The organism is Pontibacillus chungwhensis BH030062 (assembly GCF_000770675.1).
Lineage (GTDB): Bacteria > Bacillota > Bacilli > Bacillales > BH030062 > Pontibacillus > Pontibacillus chungwhensis.
Window position 1 is genome coordinate 28043 of record NZ_AVBG01000002.1, and the last position, 24611, is coordinate 52653.

Sequence of the window (24611 nt, forward strand, 5' to 3'; positions counted from 1 at the left end):
GTTGACTCGGAGGAACATTATGCGTATTCTACTCGCAACAGTATTCAATTACCCCCACACAGGGGGGCTATCGACCCATATGACAACTTTACAATCAGGGCTTCAAGCTTTAGGACATGACGTGGAGACGCTGTCCTTTAGCGATCTGCCTTATTATAAGCAACAACTCTTCGCAAAAGGGCCTAGTTTCTTTATGAACCGGATGTCTCCTGGGAAGGGTATTTTACTTGGGCATAAATTGCGCCAGAACATGCTGAAGGAAATGATTAAGAAAAAGCATGAGCAGAAACCCTATGATCTCGTGAACGCCCAGGATATATACGCCACGTTCGCATCCCTTGAGGCCGGCTTAAATACCGTTACGACGGTACATGGATACATGACCTTTGAAGCCATTAGCCGCGGATCGATTAAGTCCGAGAGCGAAGAAGCGAAAGTCCTACAGTTGAAGGAAACAGAAGCCTATCAGAAAACGCGACAGGTCATCACGGTAGACTACCGCATCCGCAACTATGTCCGTGACCTTGCTGGTGTAGAAGGGATCCGCGTCCACAATTTCATCGATGTCGATCAATTCCTTCCACAAACGGATCGTAAGCAAGAACTCCGTAATAAGTTCGGCTTCAAGGAAGAGGATAAGCTTATCTTTATCCCTCGCCGTTTAACGAAGAAAAACGGGGTCATTTACCCTGCGAAGTCTCTATCTCTCATTCAGCAAACGTTCCCTACTGCTAAAATCATTTATGCCGGGAGCGGTGAAGAAGAACAAGCAGTCAGGGACGCGGCTAAAGCCGGCGGTACAGAAAGCGATGTGCACTTCCTAGGTGACATTCCTCATGAAGTTATGAAAGACTATTACGCCATGAGCGACATCACCATCATCCCATCTGTCCACTCAGCCGGCGTTGAAGAAGCCACATCCATCTCAGCCCTCGAAGCCATGGGCAGCGGCGTACCCGTCATCGCCTCTAAAGTAGGCGGACTAAAAGAAATTATCGAACACGGCGAAAACGGCCTACTCGTACCCGAAAAAGACACCGAAGCCCTCGCCGATGCAGTGATTACCTTACTATCTAATCAGACGTTCGGAGACCGTATCGCGTTACAAGCTCGGCTAAAAATCGAACAAGAATATTCTCACGTATCAGCCGCCACATCCTACTCAAGCATTTACGAAAAGATATTGCAGTACGCTTAGTAGATAGATGTTTTTTATCTTTGAGGGTTTTAGGTAATTGAAGGTTTTATCCTTTGATCAATTACGCCCCCTTTTATTGAAGGATTCGTTCTCCTTATTCGATTGGGGGAGGGCAGATGGGCGAGACTCCTATGGAAAAACGAATGAGCGAGACCCCACAGCGAAGCGAGGAGGCTCGATTGTTCGTCCATGGAAAGCGAGTCCATCTGCCCTCCCCCTCTCTCTTATACCGTAACGAATCCAGCTCTTAAGTAAATAACAAGTATATGAAGAAAGAAGAAGGTATTCAACATGTCTGGATTAAAGAAAACCGCAATCTGGATTACGATGCTATCACTATTGTTGAAATTACTAGGGTTTGTAAGGGAGAGCATGATGGCCAGAGAATTTGGTGTAAGCGAAAGCACCGACGGCTTCTTGCTTTCCTTTACTTTTGTCACGCTGATTTTAGCGCTGATCGCAAACGGATTTAATTCCGTTTTCCTCCCCCATTACGTGAAGCATCGTAAGGCAGATGTAGAGAAAGCTGAACGAAATGCTAACAGCATATTAAACTATACGACGATCTTTTTCCTAATCGGATCGGTGGCAGCGTATTTCCTTGCTCCTTATATCGTTCCGTTCTTATATGGAGACAGATCAGAGTTAACGTTAGAGATTACGATTGAACTGACGCAAGTGTTCTTTATCTTTATGGTCGTAATCGCCTTAAGCGGTGTGCTCGAGTCTTATTTACAGGCACGACGCATTTTCGTTCCGACACAGATTTCGAAAATTATGGGAACACTCATGGCTACGCTCTTCTTGGTCTTCTTCGCCGATCAGTGGGGCATTTACAGCATGGCTTACGGGTTTGTATTTGGTACATTCCTTGGTGTTGTGATTCAGTTTGTATCCTTGAAGCGAGGCGGGTTCAAATGGATGCCGAGCTTGAAGTTTGATGATGAGTTTGGGCGCAATTTCTTAATCTTGCTCGCTCCCGCCCTCCTTCACTCATCCGTCGGTCACATTAACGTGTTCGTGAACAAAATGTTCGCCGCACGTATTGATACAGGAGCAACGACGTATTTAAACAACGCATCGCTTCTGATGAGTATCCCCAGTACGATCTTTACAACAACGATTGTTGCAATTATTTTCACATTGTTATCCGAACAAGCTCAGCAGAAAGAAAAGTTCAAAAACACCCTTTATATGGGGTACCAAATCGGGATGATGACGCTATTACCGATTGCTGTAGGAACATTCCTCGTTGGTAAAGCTGCCATCTCCTTTATTTATGAAGGTGGTAAGTTCACCCCTGAAGATACAGCGAATACGTATTACGTGCTGCAACTTTACATTCCGATCATCCTGACGCAAGGTCTCCTTGTTATTGGGGTGAAGGGATTATACGCCCAGGAGAAGACGAAGAAGTTACTTAGCATCAGCTCAACGACGATTATCTTAAACGCTGTGCTCAACTACGTCTTCATCCAGCCAATGGGCTACCCAGGACTTGCGTTATCAAGCTCAGTCGTTGCCGTATATTACGTATCAGCCGTTACTTATGCTGTGTATCAGGATTATGATAAGAGCGAATTGATGAAGGTTCCTGCGCTGTTCTTCAAAGTGCTGATTCCAACGATCATCATGGCGATTCCGATTTACTTGATTCAAACATTTACAGATATCGAGTCGCTTTATGCCCTATGGGAACTTCTTATTCTCATTCCAGTGGGCGTTGTCTTTTACGTAGTTGGTCTTTATATCTTCTACCGCGAAGGCTTCGGCCAGCTCATGCGCCTAGTGCGCGATCGCAAGAGTATGAAACAAGGCTAATATGCACTATGCACCTCCCGCTTATGCGGGAGGTGTTTTTGTGTCTGGATGGGCTGTTGCTTTAGTTGAGTGGATGGGGCGTCTGGATTAACGGCCCGGAAGCTTTCATACGGCGGAGGTTATAGCCACATATCCACCATCTATGGCATGTTTCCGTTTCCCCTTATATGGCAAAGGTGGTTCGGGAAATTGCGAGACTCCTGCGGCAGGAGGAGCCTAGGGGAGACCCCGGAAAGCGCGTAGCGATTGAGGAGGCTTCCCAGCTCGCCGCGGAAAGCGAGTGATTTCCCGAACCACCTTACACTCAATTACAGCAAACGGAAACATTCTCCCAGCTTCCAGAAATGAAAAGGACAGGCCTGTGCGGCCTGTCCTTTTTGGTTACGATTCGGTTTTTGCTGCTTTCTTGTTGCCTCTACTAAAGAGACGAACAATGCGTTGTGAGAGGTCGTCGAAATACGTGTAGACAACTGGAATGAGTAGGAGTGTAAAGAAGCTTGAGACGGTGAGTCCGAATATGATCGTAATCGCCATCGGTTGCTGTGCTTCTGCTCCTTGTCCTAGTCCTAAGGCTAGTGGAATCATTCCGAGTACAGTTGTGAGTGTGGTCATTAAGATCGGACGGAGGCGACTTGGTCCTGCTTCTAATATGGCTTCATAACGGTCGACGCCTTTTCGTCTGACGATGTTAATGTAATCCACGAGCACAATCGCGTTGTTTACGACGATCCCGGCGAGCATGATGACCCCAATTATGGCTGGTACACTAATTGGTTTATCTGTAATGTACAGCCCGCCTAGTACTCCGATAATGGTCGCTGGCATGGAGAACATAATGACAAATGGGTACAGGAAGTTCTCAAATTGAATGGCCATAACGGCGTATACTAGGAAGATCGAGAAGATCAGGGCTAATGCAAGGTCTCCGAATGAGTCGGCCATATCTTCTGCCTGACCGCCAATGGAATAGGAATAGCCTTCAGGGAAGTTAATGCGATCGAGCTCGGATCGGATATCTTCTGTAATGCTTCCAAGGTCTCGATTCACTACCTCACTTGAGACGTTGACTTGCTTTTGTTGATTTTCTCGTAGCAATGTTGCTGGTCCTTGAACTTGCTCAAGTTCGGCCACTGTTGCTAACGGAATCATTTCGCCTGAACCGGTTTGTATTTTCATGGACTCTAAGTCACTAATACTGCGGCGTTCTTCTTCAGGAAGAATGATGCGGACATCTACTTCGTCACCCGCTTCACGGAACCTCGTGGCTGTTTGACCACTAAAGCCAAGCTGTACCTGGCTCATAACCTGTTGATAGGAAAGGCCGTACTGAGCTGCTTTATCCCGGTCCACATTGACCTGGATTTCAGGGCGTCCTTCTGATGCTGAGGATTCCGGATTGTGGACCCCTTCCACCTGATCGATCGTCCAGACGATTTGATCAGCCAGCTCTCGTAGTACTTCATATTCTTCACCGTTCAGCTGAATCTGTACAGGTGATCCGCCACCTAATCCTGCTGACATTTCACTAACGGTAATCTCAGCTCCGACAATATCGGAGAGGTCTTCATCAATTTGCTGCATCACGGTCGACGTTGTTCTCTCTCGCTCTTCTGGCGGGATGAGCTGAATGGTATAAGAGGCTTCGTTTGAAGTGGATGAAAATCCTTCAAACCCTCCTCCACCGATGCTTAAGTAATTGGAGGAGATAATCTCTTCATATGGCTCTAATTTTTCATCAATTTGTTTTGTAATCGATTCGGTTCCTTGTAACGATGTGCCTGACGGTGCTTCAACCGTTACCTCGATCTGACCTTGATCAGAAGGAGGGATGAACTCTGTTCCAAGCTGCGGCACAAGGAACGCGCTACCTACAATGGCAAGGATGGTTACTATAACCGTGATCAGGCGATGCCTTAGCACACCTCTTAACATAGAGCGATAGCCATTGTTGATTTTATCCAAGAACCGGTCGAACCAGTAGCGTCGGCCGTTGTCTTTCATAGCCTTCGTTAATAGTTTCGATGACAGCATTGGAATGAGCGTAATCGAAACGATGAGTGAAGCGATCAGAGAAAACGACACGGTTAACGCGAGCGGCGTAAATAGTTCTGATGCAATTCCTTCAACGAATACGATTGGCAAGAATACCACAAGTGTTGTCGTTGTGGATGCAATAACAGCTGGGGCTAGTTCTGATGCTCCTTCTTTGGCCGCTTCTTTTAACGAATAGCCTTGCTGCCTGTAGGCGACTATATTTTCTAAAATAACGATCGAACTGTCGACCATCATTCCGATCCCTAAGGCGAGCCCTCCCATCGTTAAGACGTTCAACGTGTTGCCTGTAAAGTACATGAGCGTGAACGTGGATATAATCGCAATCGGAATCGATATCCCAATAACAATCGTTGCGCGCACGCTTTTCAGGAATAAAAGCAAAATAAACACGGAGAATATGCCACCGAGAATAATGTTTTGTACAACAGATCGGATCGATTGTTTAATGAAGGTGGACGTGTCAAAGACAATGTCCATGCTTACATCGCTCGGTAAGTCCTCCTCAACATCATCCATTGCTGCTGCCACATTGTTGGCCACTTCAACCGTATTCCCGTCTGACTTCTTTAAGACAGACAGCACAACAGAGGGCTGTCCATTTACACGGGAAATGGTTGTGACATCTTTGAAGGTATCTTCAACGGTCGTCACGTCTTGCAGTTCGAGTTGAGCTCCTGTTGGCGATGTGATAATCGTTTCTCTTACGTCTTCAATCGACTCAAACTCGCCTTGGATTCGTACTTGGAGGTCCTGATCGCCCTTTTCAAGTACGCCGGCTGAGGTCGATTGGTTGGCAGCGTTAATGGCTTGAACGAGCGTCTGGCTGTTTAAACCATATTGGGCCATTTGAGCGCGATCGATTTGGACTTGAACCTCACGCGTGCGGCCTCCTTCAATGCTGACAGAACCGACGCCTCCTTGCCGTTCAAAGTACGGGACAATGTTGTCTTCTGCAATCCCTTGGAGACTTGAGGCATCTTTACCGGATAGCCCAACCCACATGACTGGAATCTGCTGCGGGTCAAAGCGCAGAATGCTCGGGTCCCCTGCATCTTCTGGAAGTATGCTCTTAATCTGATCGACCTTCTCCCTGACGTCTAAAAGGGCATTATCTAAATTCGTTCCGTTCTCAAACATCAGGATAACAAGCGATGAGCCTGGCTGTGACTGAGACTGAACGGTATTAATTCCTTCTATTGAACTGACGGACGATTCGACGGGTCGGCTAATGAGCTTCTCCACTTCCTGAGGAGCGGCGTCTGGGTAGCTGGTCGAAACGACTGCGATTGGAAGATCGATTTCTGGATAAAGGTCGATCGTCAAGTTTCTAAGGGATACAAACCCTAGAGCGACAATCGCCACGACGATCATAAAGACGCCAACAGGCCGTTTGACGGAGGTTTCGACGAGTTTCACTAGTCTACCTCCTTCATGATGCGGATCTTGTTGTCATCGGACAGAGTGAGCTGCCCTTTTGTAACGACTTGATCTCCTTCCGATACGTCGCCTTTGATTGCTGTTAAATCAGACTGAGCTCGTACGACTTCAACAGCTACTTTCTTGGCGCGTTCTTCTTCAATGACATAAACAAACGTTTCGGTATTCTCCTCCACAACAGCAGAAGTTGGAACAAGGATATGATCAGATACGGTCATCTCTGGCAGCTGTAGCTTCGCCATCATGCCAGGTTTGATGTTCCCGTCTGCATTCGTAACCGTTGCCTCAACTGGATACAAACCGGTGTCGTTTGTGACAGAAGAAATATAGGATACTTTAGAGGTCACTTCTTTCTCTAGTGAACTCACATAAGCAGGAATCTCTTGTTCTTTTTCAAAAAGGGAAAGTTCTTTTGCTGTAACGGATACTTGCAGGTTAATCGGACTAATGGATACGATCGTGGCAAATGGCTGTTGGCCTGATACCATGTCCCCTACCTCACCGTTAACAGAAGTGACTTCGCCAGAGACGGTGGCTACAATTGCTGCGTTATTCAGTTGGCCTCTTGTTTGTTCAAGCTGCGCTTGGGCTTGTTGAACTTGTAATTGTGCTTGTTCGACGCCGACTTCCGCACTTTCTAGTTGAGATTCTGCTTGTGTCACTCCAGCTTCCGCTTGGCGTACTGCTTGTTCGGCGCTTTCTTTCGCTATTCCTGACAGCCCTTCTTGTTGTTCTTTCGCATCTTCTAGCTGGTCACGCGCATTCCCAAGGGCTTCTTCAGCTGTATTGCGCTGATTGCGGGCAGACTCAAGCTGCTTCTCTGCTGATTGAACTGAGATTTCTTGGATGCGAATTTGATCATTTACGTTTGATGCGCTAACTCGGCCAATAACATCTCCTCGTTGCACGGTGTCCCCTTTTGAGACGTTTACTTCGACTAGTTCACCCGTCGACTTCGGCAAAATTGGAGCGTTCTTACTCGGTACCGCTCGTCCAAATACTTCTCGCTCAACGACGAGGTCTCCCTTACTTACGGGTGCCACCTCAACAGGTGTGACTTGCTCTACTTGTGACTCCGTGTCTTCAGCTGAATCGTCTGAGCATGCTCCCATTACGAGTGTAAGTACAGCAAACGCCCCGGCTAATACTTTCTTATTCATTATTCTCGTACTCCCCTCTGTTGTCTCTTACAATAAGGAAATGTTCAGGTGATCCGCGATCTCCTGGCAGTCTTGCTCCATTTCCGGCAGGTCTTTAAAGTGGGCAAGCATGCCCTGGATTACGACTCTTTCAGGCTTCTGTTTATTTACTTCTGTCTCTATGATTTCAAGTGCGTGTATTAGTTCGTCGATGCGTGTTTTATGTAGAGATAAGGCGGCTACTTTTTCTTTCATGTCGCTCAGCTGGTCTTCGATCGTTTGTTCTTGTGAAGGAGTATTGAACCCCATCGATATCGATTCCACTTGATCTCTTGAAATTTGCGGAGCATCCTCTTCTTCCATCATGCCATTTACAGCATCATCAACGCGTCTTACGATGAAGTGCGCCAAACGCTCTGAATCTAGCGGCAAGTTGTCGATAACGAGCCATTTGAAGTAACTCTGCATCATGCCTTCTAACAGAATCGATGCGTCTACAATCTTAGGCAAAAGGGCATCGCCATAAATATTAAGAAGGTTTTCATTGCTCCACCTGAACGTTTGCTTACGCATTTCCATCATAAAACTGTTGGCTTCTGACTTAATATCGACGTTGTCTCGCATGTGCATAATGATGAATTCTTTATTATCTTGAAATGCTTCAATGTACACTTGAATCTGGCGGGCTAGCGATTCCTTAGGCGGGAGATCTAGCTTTCGCATCTCAGCAATCCGCTCTACGAGATCGTTATAGTAATAGTGGTGAATTTGTAAGGTAAGGTCTTCTTTTGATGAGAAGTGTAAGTAAAAAGCTCCTTTTGAGACCCCACTTTGATCGGCGATTTCTTGTATGGATGTCGAATGAAAGCCCTTCGTTGCGAATAGCTTCATTCCGGTTTCAATGATGCGTTGTTTCTTTTCATTCATGTGCTTCATCCTCTCTGCCTCTAGCATACCATCCTGCGTCGGGGTAAGATAGAGGATTGGACATGACTGGTCAGTCACGCCATGGATACTATACTATATTCGGGGTGGTTTTACAATACCTTCCACCGTTCGAGCACGCTTTGTGATGGTCTTTTTTAGTATGTGCGGGAATGTTTGAGAGAATTCGTTTTTGCTGTAGATTGAGATACGTTTCCGTTAGCTTTTATAGAGTGTAAGGTGGTCCTGGAAATCACTCGCTTTCCGCGGGCGAGCTGTCGAGCTTCCTCGTTCGCTGCGCTCTCTGCGGGATCTCGTCGACCTCTTTCTCCCGCAGGAGTCTCGCAATTTCCAGGACCACCTTTGCCAAATAGGGAGAAACGGAAACGTGCCATATCTGGTGTGTTGATCCTAAAGGCATTCATAATGCGCGGCCCGTACACCCTTTAACGCCAGGGCAGGCTTGGGGACTGCGAGACTCCCGCGGGATGAGGAGCCTAGGTAAGACCCCGGACTGAGCGATAGCGAGGGAGGAGGCTTACCAGCTCCCCGCAGGAAAGCGAGTGGTCCCCAAGCCTGCCCTAGCACTTTTATGGTACGGACCAATTCAGCCAAAAAAAGAAAAGCCTGCTAGGTGCAGGCTTTTCTAGGATTTTAGATATAAGGGACGGGAGAAGGTGGCGATGGCGAGGCCGGTTAGTTGCATTTGGCGCTTGATGGAGTAGCCTGATGTGGCAATGTCCATGATCGACTCATCTGTGAAGACAACCTTACTCCCTCCTTCTCCTTTATTCTCTTCGTATTGCTTAACGTGGTAGAACGAGATCCAGCCACAGTACATATTTCTGGGGGACATTGTTGGAAACATAAATGTCCCTTCACTCGGGTTTACAGGTATCGGAAGCTTACTTTTTGTCTGTAGTATCTTCTCCATCGCTAACTGTCTTCCAACAAACGTGGATCCGCCTGTTAAACAGGACTCGGATATAATCTGTTTAGGCGTTTTTGTACAATAGATCACACGGTTTGGTTCAAGGATTTTAGATAGGCGCGTTGGATGGAGATTAGAGAAGACACCCATTGTATTCGCATTAATTATATAATCCTCTCTTATTTCTTCCCCCATTACTTCCTCCTTATAGAATATTTTTACATTTATGTGATTATATTATACCGGAATAAGGCTTTAATTTTTAGAATTTTTTGTTCAATTTAAGAAAAATTTTACAAACCTAGTATTTTGGAATCATTTTTCAGTCGTTTCTGGCACTTATCTGATATAATTTAAACACCATTTATTGGGAGGGATTGCTGACATGGGGGAGATGCGTCCTGCCATTGGTACATACGGTGTGAAGCGCCAGGCTAATCTTTCATTGATGGACCGAGCGTTAACACGTATGGAGACAAAAGGCTCTGAGGAAGTGAAGATGATGGAGGAATCGCTTCGCGAGCCCGAACACCCAACCCTCGGCGCCGTTATTGACACAAAAGCGTAGGTGCCCGTTTAGCAACGTATAGACTGGACTGAGCCTAAGTAGAGATCAAGGAAACACGACGAGCGTAAGCGAGTCGATGTTGACTGATCGACCGGAGGTGAGGGAAGTCTACTAGTTGCTGGGCGCAGGAGCTTGACGTATCCTCACTGAATAAGGTGAGTTTACAAACGGAAAAACCACTACCTATGAGGTAGTGGTTTTTTATTATTCGTTCATATCTTCATCTGTGTTGTTAGTGTCGCCTTCTTTATCACCTTGCTGCATGTTTTCATCTTCTTTTTCCATGTTTTCTTCTTCGTTTTGGTTCTCTTCTTCATTCATGTTTTCATCATTTTCCATTTCGTCTTTGTTCTTCTCTTCTTCCATTTGCTCTTCATCTTGCTGTTGTTCTTCTTGTTGCTGCTGTTCCTCTTCAGGCGTTTCCTCTTCAGTATCACCACAAGCCGCCATTAGCGAAAGCGCCAGCGCCGAAGCACCTAATTTAAATAACCAACTCTTTTTCATGTTCATTCCTCCTAAGTATAGTGGACGCTCCTCGTCAGCATGCATCTGATAGGAGGTCCGTTGTACTATTTGTTAGAATGAGCGTATTTTGGAAAAGTATGCATCGATTTTTACACTTTTTGGGTTTTATTTTTAAGTTTGTTGAGAGAATGTTTCCCTCTGCTTTAGATGAGCGTAAGGTGGTTCGGGAAATCACTCGCTTTCCGCGGCGAGCTGGGGAGCCTCCTCAATCGCTACGCGCTTTCCGGGGTCTCCCCTAGGCTCCTATTGCCGCAGGAGTCTCGCAATTTCCCGAACCACCTTTGCCATATGGACAAGAAACGGAAACATGCCATATAAACTAAGGGGAAGAAGCTTTATGCTCACCAGCCTATACTGGGCGGCCGTTTGCACAAAACATTGCAAGGGGTGGCTGGGGAACGGGGAGACTCCTACGGGAGAAAGGGGGCGACGAGACCCCGGAGCGAACGGAGTGAGTGAGGAGGCTCGACAGCTCGCCCGTGGAAAGCGAGTCGTTCCCCAGCCACCCCAACCACTCAATAAGAGTAACGGCCCAGCGATGCACAAAACGCCCCAGAGTTTAAACTCTGGGGCGTTTTGGGGTTAGTCTTCTTTATCGCCTAGGGCGAACATGATTTCAGCTTCACACACCGTTTCACCTTCGATGGTTTTGGCTGTGGCTTTTCCTTTGCCGATGCTTGCTTTAGCGCGGATGATTTCCACTTCTAGCACAAGCGTGTCTCCAGGGCGGACTTGGCGTTTGAAACGGCATTTGTCGATGCCTGTGAAGAAAGCAAGGCGACCTTGGTTTTCTTCTTTTTTCAGCATTGCCACTGCGCCTACTTGAGCAAGGGCTTCTACAATCAAAACGCCTGGCATGACGTTATAGCTTGGGAAGTGGCCTTGGAAGAAGGGTTCATTGGCTGTTACGTTCTTTTTCCCGACGGCGCGCTTGCCTTCTTCTAGTTCTGTAATTTGATCAACTAGAAGGAAAGGATAGCGGTGCGGGATGATGTCTTTAATTTGTTCGATATCTAGCATAGATAGGAAGCCTCCTATTCAGTTTTCGTTACGATATCTATAATATGTTGCCACGTTTCAAGTTTCAAGACGTTTGTTGGAGTTCCATCTCCTATTACACCGTATCCAATCATTGCGCCACCAACTAGAGCAGCTGCACTAATGACCAGAACGACAATAATTCGCAACCAGATTGGAAAGATACGACGACGATAGCGTTTTTTAGACTTCTTCTCTTTGTCCTGCTTTTTTACTTTATCGGTCTCTTTTGAGGCTTGGCTTTTCGTCTTCTTCTCTTGCTTCTGTTGTTCTAGTTCGCGTCGTTCACCGCGACTGGTTGGCTCTGTTTGTTTCTTTTCTGGCATACCTACAGACTCCTTATCCATTCGTTTGGCGCTACTACGCGTTTAACGTAACTGGTTCACAAGTCCCATCATTTGGTCGCCCATGGCGATGGAACGACTGTTAAACTGATAAGCGCGTTGCATCGTAAGCATATCTGTCATTTGCTTTGACATGTCTACGTTCGATGTTTCAAGTGCTCCCTGTTTTGTATTTATGTTCTCAGGGGCGACTGCTGCGACGATTTCATCTACTGTTATATCTTCTATTCCCTCTTGTGGGATCCGAAACACATTTTGACCAGCGGCTTCTAATAAACGGGGGCGTTCTGCATTTACAATCGCTAAACGACCCACTTCATTTTGCTCACCGTTTTGAGTTAGGAAAATGGAACCGTCTTTTCGTATAGTCATTTCATCAAACGTATCGTCCATCACAATGGGTCCATCTTCACCAAGAACAGGATTCCCATTTGACGTCACAAGCATGACTTCTCCATCGTTTACTGGAGAGAATGCGAATGAACCGTCACGAGTATAACGGGTCTCCGCTTGTCCGTTAACGGTTACTTCAACTTGGAATAGATGCTTCTCATCTTGTAGAGCTACATCTAACGCTCTGCCCGTTTCTTTAATAGAACCTTGCGACAGATTAATATCCGTATGAGCCAGTTTAGCACCTGAACCCATGCGCAGTCCATCGGGTGTTAAACGATTCGGATTTTCACCTTCGTCTTCAATGTTGTCGATCTGTTGATAGAGAAGGGAGGCAAACTCGGAGTTTCTTGTTTTGTAACCTGGTGTTTCCATGTTGGCTAAGTTGTTCCCGATTAAATCAAGCTTTTGCTGAAGTTGCCCCATCGTGACAGCCGCTTGCATTGACGATCTTAGCATTTCTTGAGATCCCCCTAACGAACTCTCGCAATTTCATTTACAGCCTTGTCCATGCTTTGGTCATAGGCTTTCAGTACTTTCTGATTCGTTTCGAATAGACGGTAAGAATTCATCATCTCCACCATCGTTTGAGAGGTATCCACGTTGGACCGCTCCAGGAAGTTTTGTTGAATAGAGAAGGTAACGCCATTTGTTGTTCGTGCATTTTGAACAACCTGACCCTCTTCTCCTTCAAATCGGAATAAGTTGCCGCCATCTTTGACCATTTGGTTCATGTCTTCCGTATATGTAATACCGAGTGGTGTAGCTTGTCCACCCGCTTCTAGCACGCCATCTTCAGTAACATTGAAATCCATACCGCCAGTCTGGATTCTGTTACTGTTAGAATCGAGCACGTAGTTTCCCGACTGAGTAGTCAGGAAGCCTTGTCCATCCACGGTGAAATTCCCGTTCCGAGTGTAGCGCTGTTCACCGTCTGCACCTTGCACGGTAAAGAATAGCGCCCCGGTCTCATCCGGGAGGTTCCCGTTTACAAGCGCCATGTCGGAGAGGATTCCTGTTTCTCTAATATCGCCCTGAGCAAAATTCGGAATCTCTTCTTGAACGTAAACGCCAGTGTTCATACTTCCGATATCCTGGTTCATAGGGAGGTTGAGACCACCAGATTGCGTGGGGATCTCTTTGCTGCCCATCTTTTGCATTAATAGTTCTGGGAAAGCACGCATCGTTGACTGATCCGCCTTGTATCCAGGTGTTGTCGAGTTGGCTAGATTATTGGAGAGCGCTTCTTGCTGACGCTGCTGGGCGATCATGCCAGAAGCTGCTGAGTAGAATCCTCTTAACACGAGCCTTGTCCTCCTTTAGGTTTAGACAATGTTGTTTTTCGGTAATTTATCGATGTTCTCAAGCATAATTCCTGTGCCTTTAGCTACACAGTTCATTGGCTCTTCTGCCACAAGAACAGGAACTTTAAGTTCTTCAGCTAGCAGTTGGTCAAGTCCGTGAAGTAAAGCTCCACCGCCTGTTAGAATAACACCACGGTCGATAATATCCGCAGATAGTTCAGGAGGAGTACGTTCTAGCACTTGTTTAGCTGATTGAACGATGACTGTAACCGATTCTTTCAGCGCTCCTTCGATTTCTTCTGAGTACACTGTAATCGTGCGTGGCAGACCTGAAACCATATCACGGCCACGAATGTCGATCTGTTCTTTACGTGAACCAGAGAAGACCGTTGCGATATTCACCTTGATATCTTCTGCTGTACGTTCACCAATGAGGAGCTTGTAGTTTCGCTTGATGTATTGAAGGATCTCATGATCAAATTTATCTCCGGCCATTTTAATAGATGAGGCGGTGACAATGTCGCCCATAGATAGAACTGCGATATCCGTGGTCCCACCGCCGATATCTACTACCATATTACCGCTTGGTTGGAAGATGTCCATGCCGGCCCCAATTGCAGCGACTTTAGGCTCTTCTTCAAGAAGAACACGCTTTCCGCCACTCTTTTCAGCCGCTTCTTTGATGGCTTTTTGCTCAACTTTCGTTATGTTTGTCGGGCAGCAAATGAGCATACGAGGCTTAGACAAGAACCCTCGTACGTTAATCTTATTTATAAAGTGCTTAAGCATTGCTTCTGTTACGTCAAAATCAGCAATAACCCCATCTTTCAAGGGGCGAATTGCTTCTATATTCCCAGGAGTACGCCCTACCATACGACGGGCTTCATCCCCGACTTCTAACACTCTGCCACTGTTGCGATCCATCGCTACAACGGATGGTTCATTAAGTACGATACCTTTACCTTTTACGTGAATGAGTACGTTTGCCGTACCCAAGTCTATTCCGATATCTCTTGCAAACATGAGATATTGATCCTCCCTGCTCTTCTGATACTTCCGAAAACAGATTTCTTCTAATGATATATTTTATCACAAATTTCCACATTTTTAGTCATTATTAGAGAAAAAAGTTTCCATACCAAAAGAAATAGGACTTTGGGAGGACCACACTTTTATCCGGCCGTATTTGCCGGTTCTTCCTGACTTGATTGCGTTTTATACTTCTTCTTCGTCGCTTCCCCTCCACGAAGGTGACGAATTGCTTTATGATAATCCAAAATCCCCTTTACCTCGCTAGCTAATTCAGGATTAATCTCTGGCAACCGCTCCGTCAAATCTTTGTGTACAGTACTCTTAGACACTCCAAATTCCTTCGCAATGACTCGGACGGTTTTCTTCGTCTCCACGATATATTTCCCAATCTTGATTGTTCGCTCTTTGATGTAATCGTGCACACCACTCGCCTCCTGATGATTGGATGTCAAAGGTGTGAAATGAGACAAGGCACTAGGTTATAAGTATATGTTTAGTATGCAGCTTCTAAGATGCAGGCTCTTCTATGTCCATTAAGATAAACCTCTAAAGACTCTCACCCCAAACCTTTCTATAACTCGGTTTGTAACAGAATATGTTTCACAAAAACCCTTTATGCTTAAAACATCACAACGGACAAGGACTTTAGCCACATTTCTTTCATAAACCACCTAAAACCACCCCTTTAAAGCATAAAAGGGTGTCAGACACGCTTTTGTGCGGTAATGCAATGACGGGTGTCTGGCACCCTTTCACTCGTTAAAGCCATAAAGACATAACGAAACCGAACATCGGCGGCGTTACCGTCGATGTTCGGTTTCTGAGTTGGGCTATTGTACAATCTCCATATTCAGAGCACTCATTGCTCTGAGTGGGAGTCTTGCGAAGAAGTAGTGACTCTGTTCATTTACAAACCTAAAATATGATTCTAATAGTATAGACTTGTCCTCTTTCGCAAGCCCCAGGTAATACAGCTGAAAAGGGGTAGGCTCTTGAATACGTTCTAAAATACTTATAGCTTTATCTTTCTCACCTCGAGCGATGGCCAGATGAGCTATTTCTGAGGAATCTAGTGTAGAGATCCCTTCAACCCTTCCATTTTCAGCTGATATGAATGGAATATTGTTATTCTCTAATGCAAATTTGAGTGCACTAATATTATATTTTTCTGCAACCGCTTGCGCTTCGGCAATGTGATAAAATGCGGCGTCATATCCTTCAAAGAGGTAAGTAAGAGACAGGGATGAATGAACCTTCCCTATTCTTGCCGGGGAAAGGTCTTCTTGCAGAATTTTAAAGGCATATTTACGAGCGATGATTAACTCGTTATTCCTCCAGTGATAACGGAATAACAGATATTTATGACGTACATCCAGATAATCTTTCAAAAGAGAAGGCTCTAATTCACTCAATTTGTCTTTAAAGCGATCTATGTATACAGCAAACATACTAAAACGATGAGAATCAAAATAAAGGATCGATTGAATTAAATCTACATAACACTCTTGTTCCCCCGTTACCAACACAACAGACTTTAATTGGTCAAAAGCTTCGGAAACGCTTGTGTTCTGTAATTTATAATTGAGGTAAACATCATACAACTGCCCCCATGATTGATCCATGATATCCGTAGAATGCTTATTTTCTTGGATTAACCATTTCAGCTCAGTAATCAGGTCGTTAACGAACAAAAATTCCATCCCATGCTGGCGAGCTTCGGGAGTTTTTCGTTCCAAACAGATTTCTTTAAGGATATGTAGTGCAGAATCTCTACCATGAATCTTATACAACGTATTCTTTAGCATATGTAAGGAAACATTTTGTGAAGACAAACCGTTGATCATCTCTTTAGCAGCCATTGATATCACCCCTTCATTCTGTACAAATTGCGACACCCTCAAACAAGGTCAAACTAAAATTACCAAATTTTCAATTTAATTTATACCCTTTCTACAAAACAAGTACTAAATCGACAAAACCTCCATTTCAAGCACCGCTTTTAGGTTACCTTCACCCCTCTGCTGCACTAGAGCGTGCCTGACACCCTTTAGCGCTCTGCTGCATCAATGCGTGTCTGGCACCCTTTAGTGCTCTGTTGAATCAGCGCGTGTCTGGCACCCTTTAGTGCTCTGTTGCATCAGCGCGTGTCTGGCACCCTTTAGTACGCTGCTGTATCAGCGCGTGCCTGGCACCCTTTAGTACGCTGCTGCATCAGTGCGTGCCTGGCACCCTTTAGTGTGGTAATGCAAAAAAACCACCATGGAATGGTGGTTTTTTGTGTTCTTTATGCGTTTGTCATAGAAATTGAGGATTCTTCGTCGTCTTGGTTTGGTTGTTCTGTTTCAGGTTGTTTGTCTTCTTCAGTGTCAGTGGATTCTCCATCCTCTTGACCTTCAGAACCGTCTTCCGTTTGACCTGGGTCTTCGACTTGTTCTAGGTCCTCACCTTGCTCTTGGCTTTCGCCGCCTTCAACTTCAGAACCTTCTTCTTGATCCGCTTCAGCATCAGCGTCCGTTTTGTCGCTATCTTTAAGTTTGCTTAGTGGTTGGAAGAAGTAATCTTCTGGGTTAAGAGCTTGGGCGCCATTACGTACTTCAAAGTGTACGTGTAAGCCACTTGCCTGACCTGCCAGACTACGTCCAGATGTTCCAATAACATCGTCTTGATTTACTTTGGCTCCTACTTCTACAAGCACATCACCAAGACTCATGTAACGCGTTTTAATGTCATCTTCGTGAGTGATTTCGATGTATTTGCCATATAGCGCATCTTCTTTTACTTCCGTTACAGTTCCAGTTGCAGAAGCTACTACATCAAAAGATTCGCCATCTTCTCTTGCAATGTCAATTCCGTTGCTTTGGTAAAATTTGTTGTTGAATTGAATGATGGCCTGTTCTTTCTCTTCGCTGCTGCTGTCATGATCGTAGAACTTTGTTTTGATGACAGCTTGGTCCTGATTTAGAACCGGCATATTTAAGTTCTCTTTCAGATCCATTACTGGTACGGAATTGTCATCCTCGTAAGAGTACTCAATGCCACCTTCTTGTTGGCCTTCTTCAGGTTGTACATTATCAACACCTGTGTTCATACTTTGGAAAACAAGTACACCTGTCAAAATCAAAGCTGCAGCAACTAGATAAACACTTGGGAAAAACCATTTTTTGCGGAAAACACGCTTCCAATTGTTTTTTGAAACGTTTTTGTTTTCTTCCTCTCTCATTTCATCATCACCTCAGGAATCATTCTGATCAGAAAGAGGAAGAACTATACATTTTTCATAAAAAATTTTTTAAACTTATTTTTCGACAAACTAAAAATCTTATACGCTTTTTTTATTTGGATGCCATTTTAGGCAAATAAGAATCCACTTCTTCTATGGCTACGCCTTTATAAAAGTGGGTTACAATCTCTTTATATGACTTGCCTTCTTGCGCCATACCGTTCGCTCCAAATTGGCTCATGCCTACACCATGACCATAGCCTTTCGTCGTAAAAACGAAGTGGCCGTCTTTATGTTCAACAGTGAAATCAGAGGATTGAAGGTCAAGTGATTCTCTAATCTCTCTGCCAGTCAGGGTTTTGTCACCAATCGTTGCTTTTGAGATACGATTACTGTCTGTCTTCTCAACGTTTGCTAAGACAGGCTTGGAAGGGTCGATCGTTACGGCTAACAGCTGCTCCATCTGCGCTTCTGAGAACACCTTCTGATCTAGATACTTCGGCGATGTTTCATCCCACGGACTTGCGACACTCCGTAAATAAGGGATTTCATTTTGCCAGTAATCTTCCGAGTTTTCCGTTTTCCCGTTAGAAGTTGAGAAGAATGCTGCAAAAATGGGATCCCCTTCAAATGTTAAGATCTCGCCTGTCGTTTCTCCGACGGCTTGACGAATCTTAGACATCTTCCAGTCGTAGTCCCCTCCCCATACTTGGCGCAGTTCTGCATCATTCTTATAGACTTGATGCTGGACGGTGTCTGTGACGTCCGCTCCGCCCTGCAGCTTCTCTCCGCCTTCCACAAGGTATCGTACAATATACGTTCGTGCCGCCAGGGCTTGTGCCTTCAATGCTTCAAGTTCAAAGTCTGCTGGCATTTCAGAGGCTACTACTCGCGAAACATACAATTCGAGCGGTACCTCTTCAACTTGATTGGCTTGATTGCGAAGGACCGATACGACGAAGGCCGGGTTATCCTCCAAATTGTACTCGTCTACTACTTCTGTCGACGCAGTTTGGTCTGTGGCTACTTCCATAGGTTCATGTTGGATAAATGGTAAGACAATTAACGTCGGGAGTACGAGGATCATAAGAATTAATACACTTATGAATAAAAAACTCGGCCCCTTCCACATCTTCATAAGAAGCCCCCTTTTCTAGTTACTCTACTATCTAATCTATACAGATTTTGCCTTTAGTAGAACAACACCTATAAAAAAAGCTACAAATTTATGTGATGAATTGAACTACAGTTGAATAAGAAGAAGAGATAATAGCGGTTTGAAAAGTTCATGAGGAGTGACAGCCGCCTTGCGTGTAGGGACGCCAAATTGTATTCAGCAAAGCTAGATTGCATTTGAGAGCCCTGAGACAACCCAACCATACCTTAGAGCCAAGCACAATAAAAAAGACTACCTCAACATGTGAGGTAGTCTCTTAAAGACTTGATATCTAATTAAGAAGATAACGATGATTTAACGTCAGTTTCTGGATGCTCTTCTTCTTCATCAATTTCGTCATCAATGCGTTCAACATCTGCACCAAGTGCTGCTAATTTGCCTTCAAAGTCGACATAGCCGCGGTCTAAGTGCTTCAAGTCGGTGACGCGTGTGTGACCGTCCGCTACTAAACCAGCTACGATAAGAGCAGCGGCTGCGCGAAGATCTGTAGCAGATACTTCGGCACCTTGCAGGGATGAAGGGCCTTCTACAATAACAGAACGGCCTTCAATCTTCAGGTTCGCGTTCATGCGACGGAATTCTTCTACGTGCATGAAACGGTTCTCAAAGACAGTTTCTGTAATGACACTTGTGCCTTCTGCTTGCAGCATAAGGGCCATCATTTGTGACTGCATATCTGTCGGGAAGCCTGGATGCGGCATTGTCTTAAGGTCAACGGCTTTTAACTTCTCAGGTCCAATAACACGCAGACCTTCGTCTTCCTCTTCGATAATGACACCCATTTCTTCCATTTTGGCCACAAGGGACCTTAGATGCTCTTGTTCAGCACCTTTTACGAGTACGTTACCTTTCGTAATCGCAGCAGCAACCATAAATGTTCCTGCTTCAATACGGTCAGGAATAATGTTGTGCTCCGCGCCTACAAGCTTATCAACACCTGTAATGCGGATCGTTTCTGTACCTGCACCGATGACTTTTGCTCCCATCTTATTCAGGTAGTTAGCTAAATCAACGATTTCTGGCTCTTTGGCGCAGTTTTCAAGAACGGTTTTGCCTTCTGCTAAAGCAGCGGCCATCATCACGTTCTCCGTTGCACCAACACTAGGAACATCAAAGTAAATACGAGCGCCTTGTAGGCGGCCTTCGGTATACGCTTCAATGAAGCCGTTTCCGACATTTACTTTCGCTCCCATAGCTTCGAACCCTTTCAGGTGCTGATCAATTGGTCGAGAACCAATTGCACACCCTCCTGGTAGTGCTACTTTTGCATGCCCATAGCGTGCTAATAATGGGCCTAATACAAGGACAGAAGCTCTCATCTTGCGAACATACTCAAACGGCGCTTCTGTTGTCAGCTCTTTTGATGCATCAATTGTAACAGTGTTGTTTTCTACATTTACGTCAGCATTCATATATCGTAAAACTTCACTAATTGTATGAACATCAGCAAGAGCGGGTACGTCTTTTAAGATGCTTTTTCCTTCACTAGCGATTAAACCTGCTGCGATGACAGGCAGAACAGCATTCTTTGCACCTTCAACTTTTACAGTGCCTGTTAACTTGCTGCCACCGCGGACGATGATTTTTTCCAAGGTCATTCCCCTCCGCGTCCATTTTCTCTATATTAATATTCACTCGTTATTATCGGCGTTCCAAATATGAGGGTTGTCTTTGCGCCCATTCCTTGCCGAAGGGCATACTGAACATTCATCGCCCCATTGTCCGAGTAAGGAAGCGCCTGATTCCATTCATTTGTAAATCCGGTTACTGAAATAAAACCTGGTTCTGTTATTGTTTGTAATTTCTTGATTTCTAGTCTTGTACTAAATTTTTCAAGCAGTAAAACACCATTCATTTTATCATTATTATCCGCTTTCACACAAGTAAAAGTTGTGGTATTTTCTTGAAAATAGGCAGTTTTAGTCTGATTTAGTCGACGTGTCACAAATTGCTCTATTTCTTCGTCCCATGTTTGGCCGGTCATTTTATAAATGATCTCCGCATACGGGGCTGCCTCTTTAGATACAATCACTATAAACTCTTCGGATTTAATCATTGTTTTTTGATGGTTCTTTGCGACTATTTTTCTTGCAGTTTCCGTCTCTTCTTTTGAAATGGTTAAATTAGGTTCTGTTTCTTTAAGTTGCTTCATAAGCGTAGGAAGGTTTTTCTCCTGAATTCGTTCCTTCATGACAATTTCCCATTGTGTCATAGAAAGCCCTTCTTCAGAAAGGAATGTGGATATATCATGAAGTGGTTGCAATGGCGACTGGGGTCTCCCCCCAGCACTTATTTGAAAAACGTATGAGTTCAGTGTAACTGCCAATAAAATTACAATAAAAAATGGTTTCGTTTTGTTTAGCATTTCTACCTCTCCCCCTGGAAAAAATCATATTCCCAGTATCAACAGGAGAGGGGGCAAACATACTTGAAACCCTTCGACAGTTCTCGAGAGAAAAACTGCCTCATGTGGCAGTTCTTCTTATAATAAAAACTTTAAATTCTGAGACCATTGCAAGTAATCTAAGAAGAAGTTACTTACAGCTGTTCCAATCGTAATCGTAAGAAACATAAGAAGCACTCGCGCTTCGAATATCCTTCCCTTCTTGATTATGCCATCTAAGTTAATTGCTTGTAAGAGACGCCAAGTAATCAAAATAAAAACAATATGGGAAATCATGTTCGTAAGCGATTGATATCCTACTAAATCCATCTGTCGTCACACCTTTCAAGACCATTCAATGCTTTGTCATTTAAACTGTGACATTCGCACTGATAATTGTCAATCCGGGGGCGCGACTAGGTATACCATTCCTCTTTCTGAAGCCCACTAAACCTATTAGGCTAGAGAAAAGTTAATTCCCTTTTTTTACCATCGGGTGTTATGTTAATATTTTGAAGTTTATGGGATTTATTCTATATGAAGCTCTGACCACTTTAGTGGGAGTGGGGGCCTTTACGTTTTAGAGTGCTTGGGGTGTCTGGGGAACGACTCGCTTTCCGCGGGCGAGCTGTCGAGCCTCCTCGGGAAGACCACCCTGCGGGGTCTCGTCGACCTCTTTCTCCCGCAGGAGTCTCCCCGTTCCCCAGACACCCCTGGCTATAATGTACACACGGCCCCGCAGCTAAAGGCCAATAAAGGTTCCATACACCTCTCTCGTTTCCGTTACTTCCTAAATGGTAAAGGTGGTTCAGGAAATTACCAGCTTGCTGCAAAAGTTGAAGCCTCCCTATTAAAGCCCTAAGACCCTCACATCAATACACAAAATCGAGCGCCCCCACGTCGTGTGGTGCTGCGGAATGCCAGTGATTATATTGAATCACCTTTGCCAAATAGAGAGAAGGAAATGTGCCATGCATGGTGGGCTTCAGAGCACTTATAATACGCGGTCCGTTCACCTTATTAACGTCAGGGCTTGCTGTGGGACGACCAGACTCCCGCGGGGTGAGGAGCCTAGGTAAGACCCCGGACTGAGCGCCAGCGAAGGAGGAGGCTTACCAGCCCCCCGCAGGAAAGCGAGTTGTCCCACAGCAAGCCCTAGCCCCTACCTGGCAACGGACCCTCCCTATTGAGGATTAAAGGAACACAAAAAAAGTCTTAAGCTAACATCTTGTCAGCTTAAGACTTTTCTATAAGATCTAATCGGTTGAGGGCACGTTTTAGTGCTAACTCGGCTCGGACTAGATCGACGTCATCTTGTTTGGAGTTTTTACGGCGTTCAGCACGTTCTTTCGCTTTGCGAGCACGTTCTGGGTCAATGTCAGAAGGAGTTTCTGCTGATTGGGCAAGGATAGTTACCTTATCAGAACGAACCTCTACAAAACCTCCGCTTACGGCAATCATCTCAGAGGATTTGTTACCTTTCAGGCGTACTGCACTGATTGCTAATGGTGCAACTAGTGGTATGTGCCCTGGCATAATCCCTAACTCGCCACTTTCCGCCTTACAACTTACCATCTCAAATGAATCTTCTAAAACCGGGCCATCAGGAGTGACAACACTCACAGTTAGTGTGTTCAAGATTACCCCCCCTTTGGGCTGGAATGAAGCGGCATTTGTTGGTAACAGAATGCCGCTTTTTTATTATTGTTCCATTGATTTTGCTTTTTCAACTACATCTTCAATGCGTCCAACTAGGCGGAATGCGTCCTCTGGAAGGTCATCGTACTTACCTTCTAGGATCTCTTTGAATCCTTTAACAGTCTCAGCAACTGGCACGTAAGAACCTTTCTGACCTGTGAACTGCTCAGCAACGTGGAAGTTCTGAGACAAGAAGAACTGAATACGACGCGCGCGAGATACAGTCATCTTATCTTCATCAGATAATTCGTCCATACCAAGGATCGCGATAATATCCTGAAGCTCTTTATAACGCTGTAATGTACTTTGAACTTGACGCGCTACTTCATAATGCTCTTCACCAACAACAGCTGGGTCAAGGGCACGAGATGTTGAAGCAAGTGGGTCTACGGCTGGGTAGATACCTTGCTCAGAAAGCTTACGCTCAAGGTTTGTTGTCGCATCTAAGTGTGCGAACGTAGTGGCTGGCGCCGGGTCCGTGTAGTCATCGGCAGGTACGTAGATCGCCTGAATAGAGGTTACGGAACCTTTTTCAGTTGATGTGATACGTTCCTGAAGTTGACCCATCTCTGTTGCTAGAGTTGGCTGGTAACCTACGGCTGAAGGCATACGACCAAGGAGAGCGGATACCTCAAGACCACCTTGTGTAAAGCGGAAGATGTTATCGATGAAGAATAGAACGTCCTGACCTTGCTCATCACGGAAGTACTCCGCCATTGTAAGACCAGAAAGCGCAACACGCATACGTGCACCAGGTGGTTCGTTCATCTGACCGAATACCATGGCTGTCTTCTTGATAACTCCTGAATCTGTCATTTCGTAGTAAAGGTCGTTCCCTTCACGAGTACGCTCTCCAACACCTGCGAATACGGAAATACCACCGTGCTCCTGAGCGATGTTGTTGATTAACTCCTGAATTAATACGGTTTTACCTACACCGGCACCACCGAATAGACCGATCTTACCACCCTTGATGTAAGGAGCTAGTAAGTCTACAACTTTAATTCCTGTTTCAAGAATTTCTGTCTCTGTAGATAGTTGTTCAAATGTTGGTGCCGCGCGGTGAATTGGGTCACGACGAATCCCTTCTTGAAGTGGTTCGTCTAAATCAATTTTGTCACCTAATACGTTAAAGACACGTCCAAGTGTAACGTCACCTACTGGAACGGAGATTGGCGCACCTGTATCAACGACTCCTAGTCCACGAGTCAGACCTTCTGTAGAAGCCATCGCTACTGTACGAACCGCATTATCTCCAAGGTGAAGTGCTACTTCTAGCGTAAGGTCTACGCTACTTTCGGATTCATCTTTTGCTTCGTGATGGACCGTTAAGGCGTTATAGATCTCAGGCAAATGGCCATCTTCGAACTGAACGTCTACAACGGGTCCCATTACCTGTGTAATGCGTCCTTTACTCATGATTT

The 24611-nt window shown here is 45.2% G+C and carries 22 protein-coding genes; 3 read left to right on the forward strand and 19 right to left on the reverse strand.

Features of this window, described 5'->3' with window-relative positions; all coding sequences use genetic code 11:
* Positions 1 to 19: 19 nt before the first annotated feature.
* Together N780_RS03005 and murJ are read left to right on the forward strand one after the other, a co-directional pair.
* Positions 20 to 1198 carry a glycosyltransferase family 4 protein gene (locus N780_RS03005; RefSeq protein WP_036779936.1) on the forward strand — a complete coding sequence of 393 codons (1179 nt, stop codon included), beginning with the start codon at positions 20 to 22 and terminating at the stop codon, positions 1196 to 1198.
* Between the two features lie 291 nt (positions 1199 to 1489).
* Positions 1490 to 3019 carry a murein biosynthesis integral membrane protein MurJ gene (murJ, locus tag N780_RS03010; RefSeq protein WP_036779938.1) on the forward strand — a complete coding sequence of 510 codons (1530 nt, stop codon included), beginning with the start codon at positions 1490 to 1492 and terminating at the stop codon, positions 3017 to 3019.
* A gap of 381 nt (positions 3020 to 3400) precedes the next feature.
* On the opposite strand, the gene N780_RS03015 is transcribed toward murJ, so the two are convergent.
* From N780_RS03015 to N780_RS03030, 4 genes are all read right to left on the reverse strand, one after another.
* The gene (locus tag N780_RS03015; RefSeq protein ID WP_036779939.1) at positions 3401 to 6490 is read right to left on the reverse strand and encodes an efflux RND transporter permease subunit; all 3090 of its coding nucleotides are present in this window, start codon (positions 6488 to 6490) and stop codon (positions 3401 to 3403) included.
* Positions 6490 to 7671 carry an efflux RND transporter periplasmic adaptor subunit gene (locus N780_RS03020; protein WP_036779940.1) on the reverse strand — a complete coding sequence of 394 codons (1182 nt, stop codon included), beginning with the start codon at positions 7669 to 7671 and terminating at the stop codon, positions 6490 to 6492. Before N780_RS03020 ends, N780_RS03015 begins: the two co-directional genes overlap by 1 nt.
* 27 nt (positions 7672 to 7698) lie before the next feature.
* The gene (locus tag N780_RS03025; RefSeq protein WP_198135825.1) at positions 7699 to 8577 is read right to left on the reverse strand and encodes a TetR/AcrR family transcriptional regulator; all 879 of its coding nucleotides are present in this window, start codon (positions 8575 to 8577) and stop codon (positions 7699 to 7701) included.
* 643 nt (positions 8578 to 9220) lie between these two features.
* Positions 9221 to 9700, reverse strand: coding sequence for a competence protein ComK (locus N780_RS03030; protein ID WP_036779942.1), 480 nt, complete (start codon positions 9698 to 9700; stop codon positions 9221 to 9223).
* A 190-nt stretch (positions 9701 to 9890) separates the two neighbouring features.
* On the opposite strand from N780_RS03030, the gene N780_RS03035 reads away from it, so the two are divergent.
* Positions 9891 to 10073, forward strand: coding sequence for a YjfB family protein (locus N780_RS03035; protein ID WP_036779943.1), 183 nt, complete (start codon positions 9891 to 9893; stop codon positions 10071 to 10073).
* Positions 10074 to 10277: 204 nt separating this feature from the next.
* Here N780_RS03035 and N780_RS03040 read toward each other — a convergent pair whose 3' ends face one another.
* The 15 genes from N780_RS03040 to atpD all read right to left on the reverse strand — a co-directional run bounded on the left by N780_RS03040 (position 10278) and on the right by atpD (position 24606).
* Positions 10278 to 10577: a hypothetical protein gene (locus N780_RS03040; protein ID WP_052114858.1), complete on the reverse strand. Its 300-nt coding sequence runs from the start codon at positions 10575 to 10577 to the stop codon at positions 10278 to 10280.
* A 603-nt stretch (positions 10578 to 11180) separates the two neighbouring features.
* Positions 11181 to 11618, reverse strand: coding sequence for a 3-hydroxyacyl-ACP dehydratase FabZ (gene fabZ / locus N780_RS03050; protein ID WP_036779945.1), 438 nt, complete (start codon positions 11616 to 11618; stop codon positions 11181 to 11183).
* Between the two features lie 14 nt (positions 11619 to 11632).
* Positions 11633 to 11962 (reverse strand): DNA-directed RNA polymerase subunit beta, encoded by a 330-nt coding sequence (locus N780_RS03055; RefSeq protein WP_036779948.1) that lies wholly within the window; start codon positions 11960 to 11962, stop codon positions 11633 to 11635.
* 42 nt (positions 11963 to 12004) lie between these two features.
* Entirely contained in the window at positions 12005 to 12832 is an 828-nt protein-coding gene (locus tag N780_RS03060; protein ID WP_036779949.1) for a flagellar hook-basal body protein, read from the reverse strand.
* A gap of 14 nt (positions 12833 to 12846) precedes the next feature.
* The gene (locus N780_RS03065) at positions 12847 to 13677 is read right to left on the reverse strand and encodes a flagellar hook-basal body protein (RefSeq protein WP_036779951.1); all 831 of its coding nucleotides are present in this window, start codon (positions 13675 to 13677) and stop codon (positions 12847 to 12849) included.
* Positions 13678 to 13698: 21 nt separating this feature from the next.
* Positions 13699 to 14700: a rod shape-determining protein gene (locus tag N780_RS03070; protein WP_036779952.1), complete on the reverse strand. Its 1002-nt coding sequence runs from the start codon at positions 14698 to 14700 to the stop codon at positions 13699 to 13701.
* A gap of 149 nt (positions 14701 to 14849) precedes the next feature.
* On the reverse strand, positions 14850 to 15131 hold the full coding sequence (spoIIID, locus tag N780_RS03075) for a sporulation transcriptional regulator SpoIIID (RefSeq protein WP_036779954.1): 282 nt from the start codon (positions 15129 to 15131) through the stop codon (positions 14850 to 14852).
* Positions 15132 to 15539: 408 nt separating this feature from the next.
* Positions 15540 to 16568, reverse strand: a complete 1029-nt coding sequence (locus tag N780_RS03080; RefSeq protein ID WP_036779956.1) for an AimR family lysis-lysogeny pheromone receptor — start codon at positions 16566 to 16568, stop codon at positions 15540 to 15542.
* 425 nt (positions 16569 to 16993) lie between these two features.
* Positions 16994 to 17929: a stage II sporulation protein SpoIIQ gene (gene spoIIQ / locus N780_RS03085; protein ID WP_036779959.1), complete on the reverse strand. Its 936-nt coding sequence runs from the start codon at positions 17927 to 17929 to the stop codon at positions 16994 to 16996.
* 112 nt (positions 17930 to 18041) lie between these two features.
* Entirely contained in the window at positions 18042 to 19067 is a 1026-nt protein-coding gene (spoIID, locus tag N780_RS03090) for a stage II sporulation protein D (protein ID WP_084599297.1), read from the reverse strand.
* A gap of 314 nt (positions 19068 to 19381) precedes the next feature.
* Positions 19382 to 20698 carry a UDP-N-acetylglucosamine 1-carboxyvinyltransferase gene (gene murA / locus N780_RS03095; protein ID WP_036779961.1) on the reverse strand — a complete coding sequence of 439 codons (1317 nt, stop codon included), beginning with the start codon at positions 20696 to 20698 and terminating at the stop codon, positions 19382 to 19384.
* A 32-nt stretch (positions 20699 to 20730) separates the two neighbouring features.
* The gene (locus tag N780_RS03100; RefSeq protein ID WP_198135826.1) at positions 20731 to 21318 is read right to left on the reverse strand and encodes a YwmB family TATA-box binding protein; all 588 of its coding nucleotides are present in this window, start codon (positions 21316 to 21318) and stop codon (positions 20731 to 20733) included.
* A gap of 270 nt (positions 21319 to 21588) precedes the next feature.
* On the reverse strand, positions 21589 to 21819 hold the full coding sequence (locus tag N780_RS03105) for a DUF1146 family protein (protein ID WP_036779967.1): 231 nt from the start codon (positions 21817 to 21819) through the stop codon (positions 21589 to 21591).
* 906 nt (positions 21820 to 22725) lie between these two features.
* Positions 22726 to 23127 (reverse strand): F0F1 ATP synthase subunit epsilon, encoded by a 402-nt coding sequence (locus tag N780_RS03110; protein WP_036779969.1) that lies wholly within the window; start codon positions 23125 to 23127, stop codon positions 22726 to 22728.
* 63 nt (positions 23128 to 23190) lie between these two features.
* Positions 23191 to 24606, reverse strand: coding sequence for a F0F1 ATP synthase subunit beta (atpD, locus tag N780_RS03115; RefSeq protein ID WP_036779971.1), 1416 nt, complete (start codon positions 24604 to 24606; stop codon positions 23191 to 23193).
* Positions 24607 to 24611 lie beyond the last annotated feature (5 nt).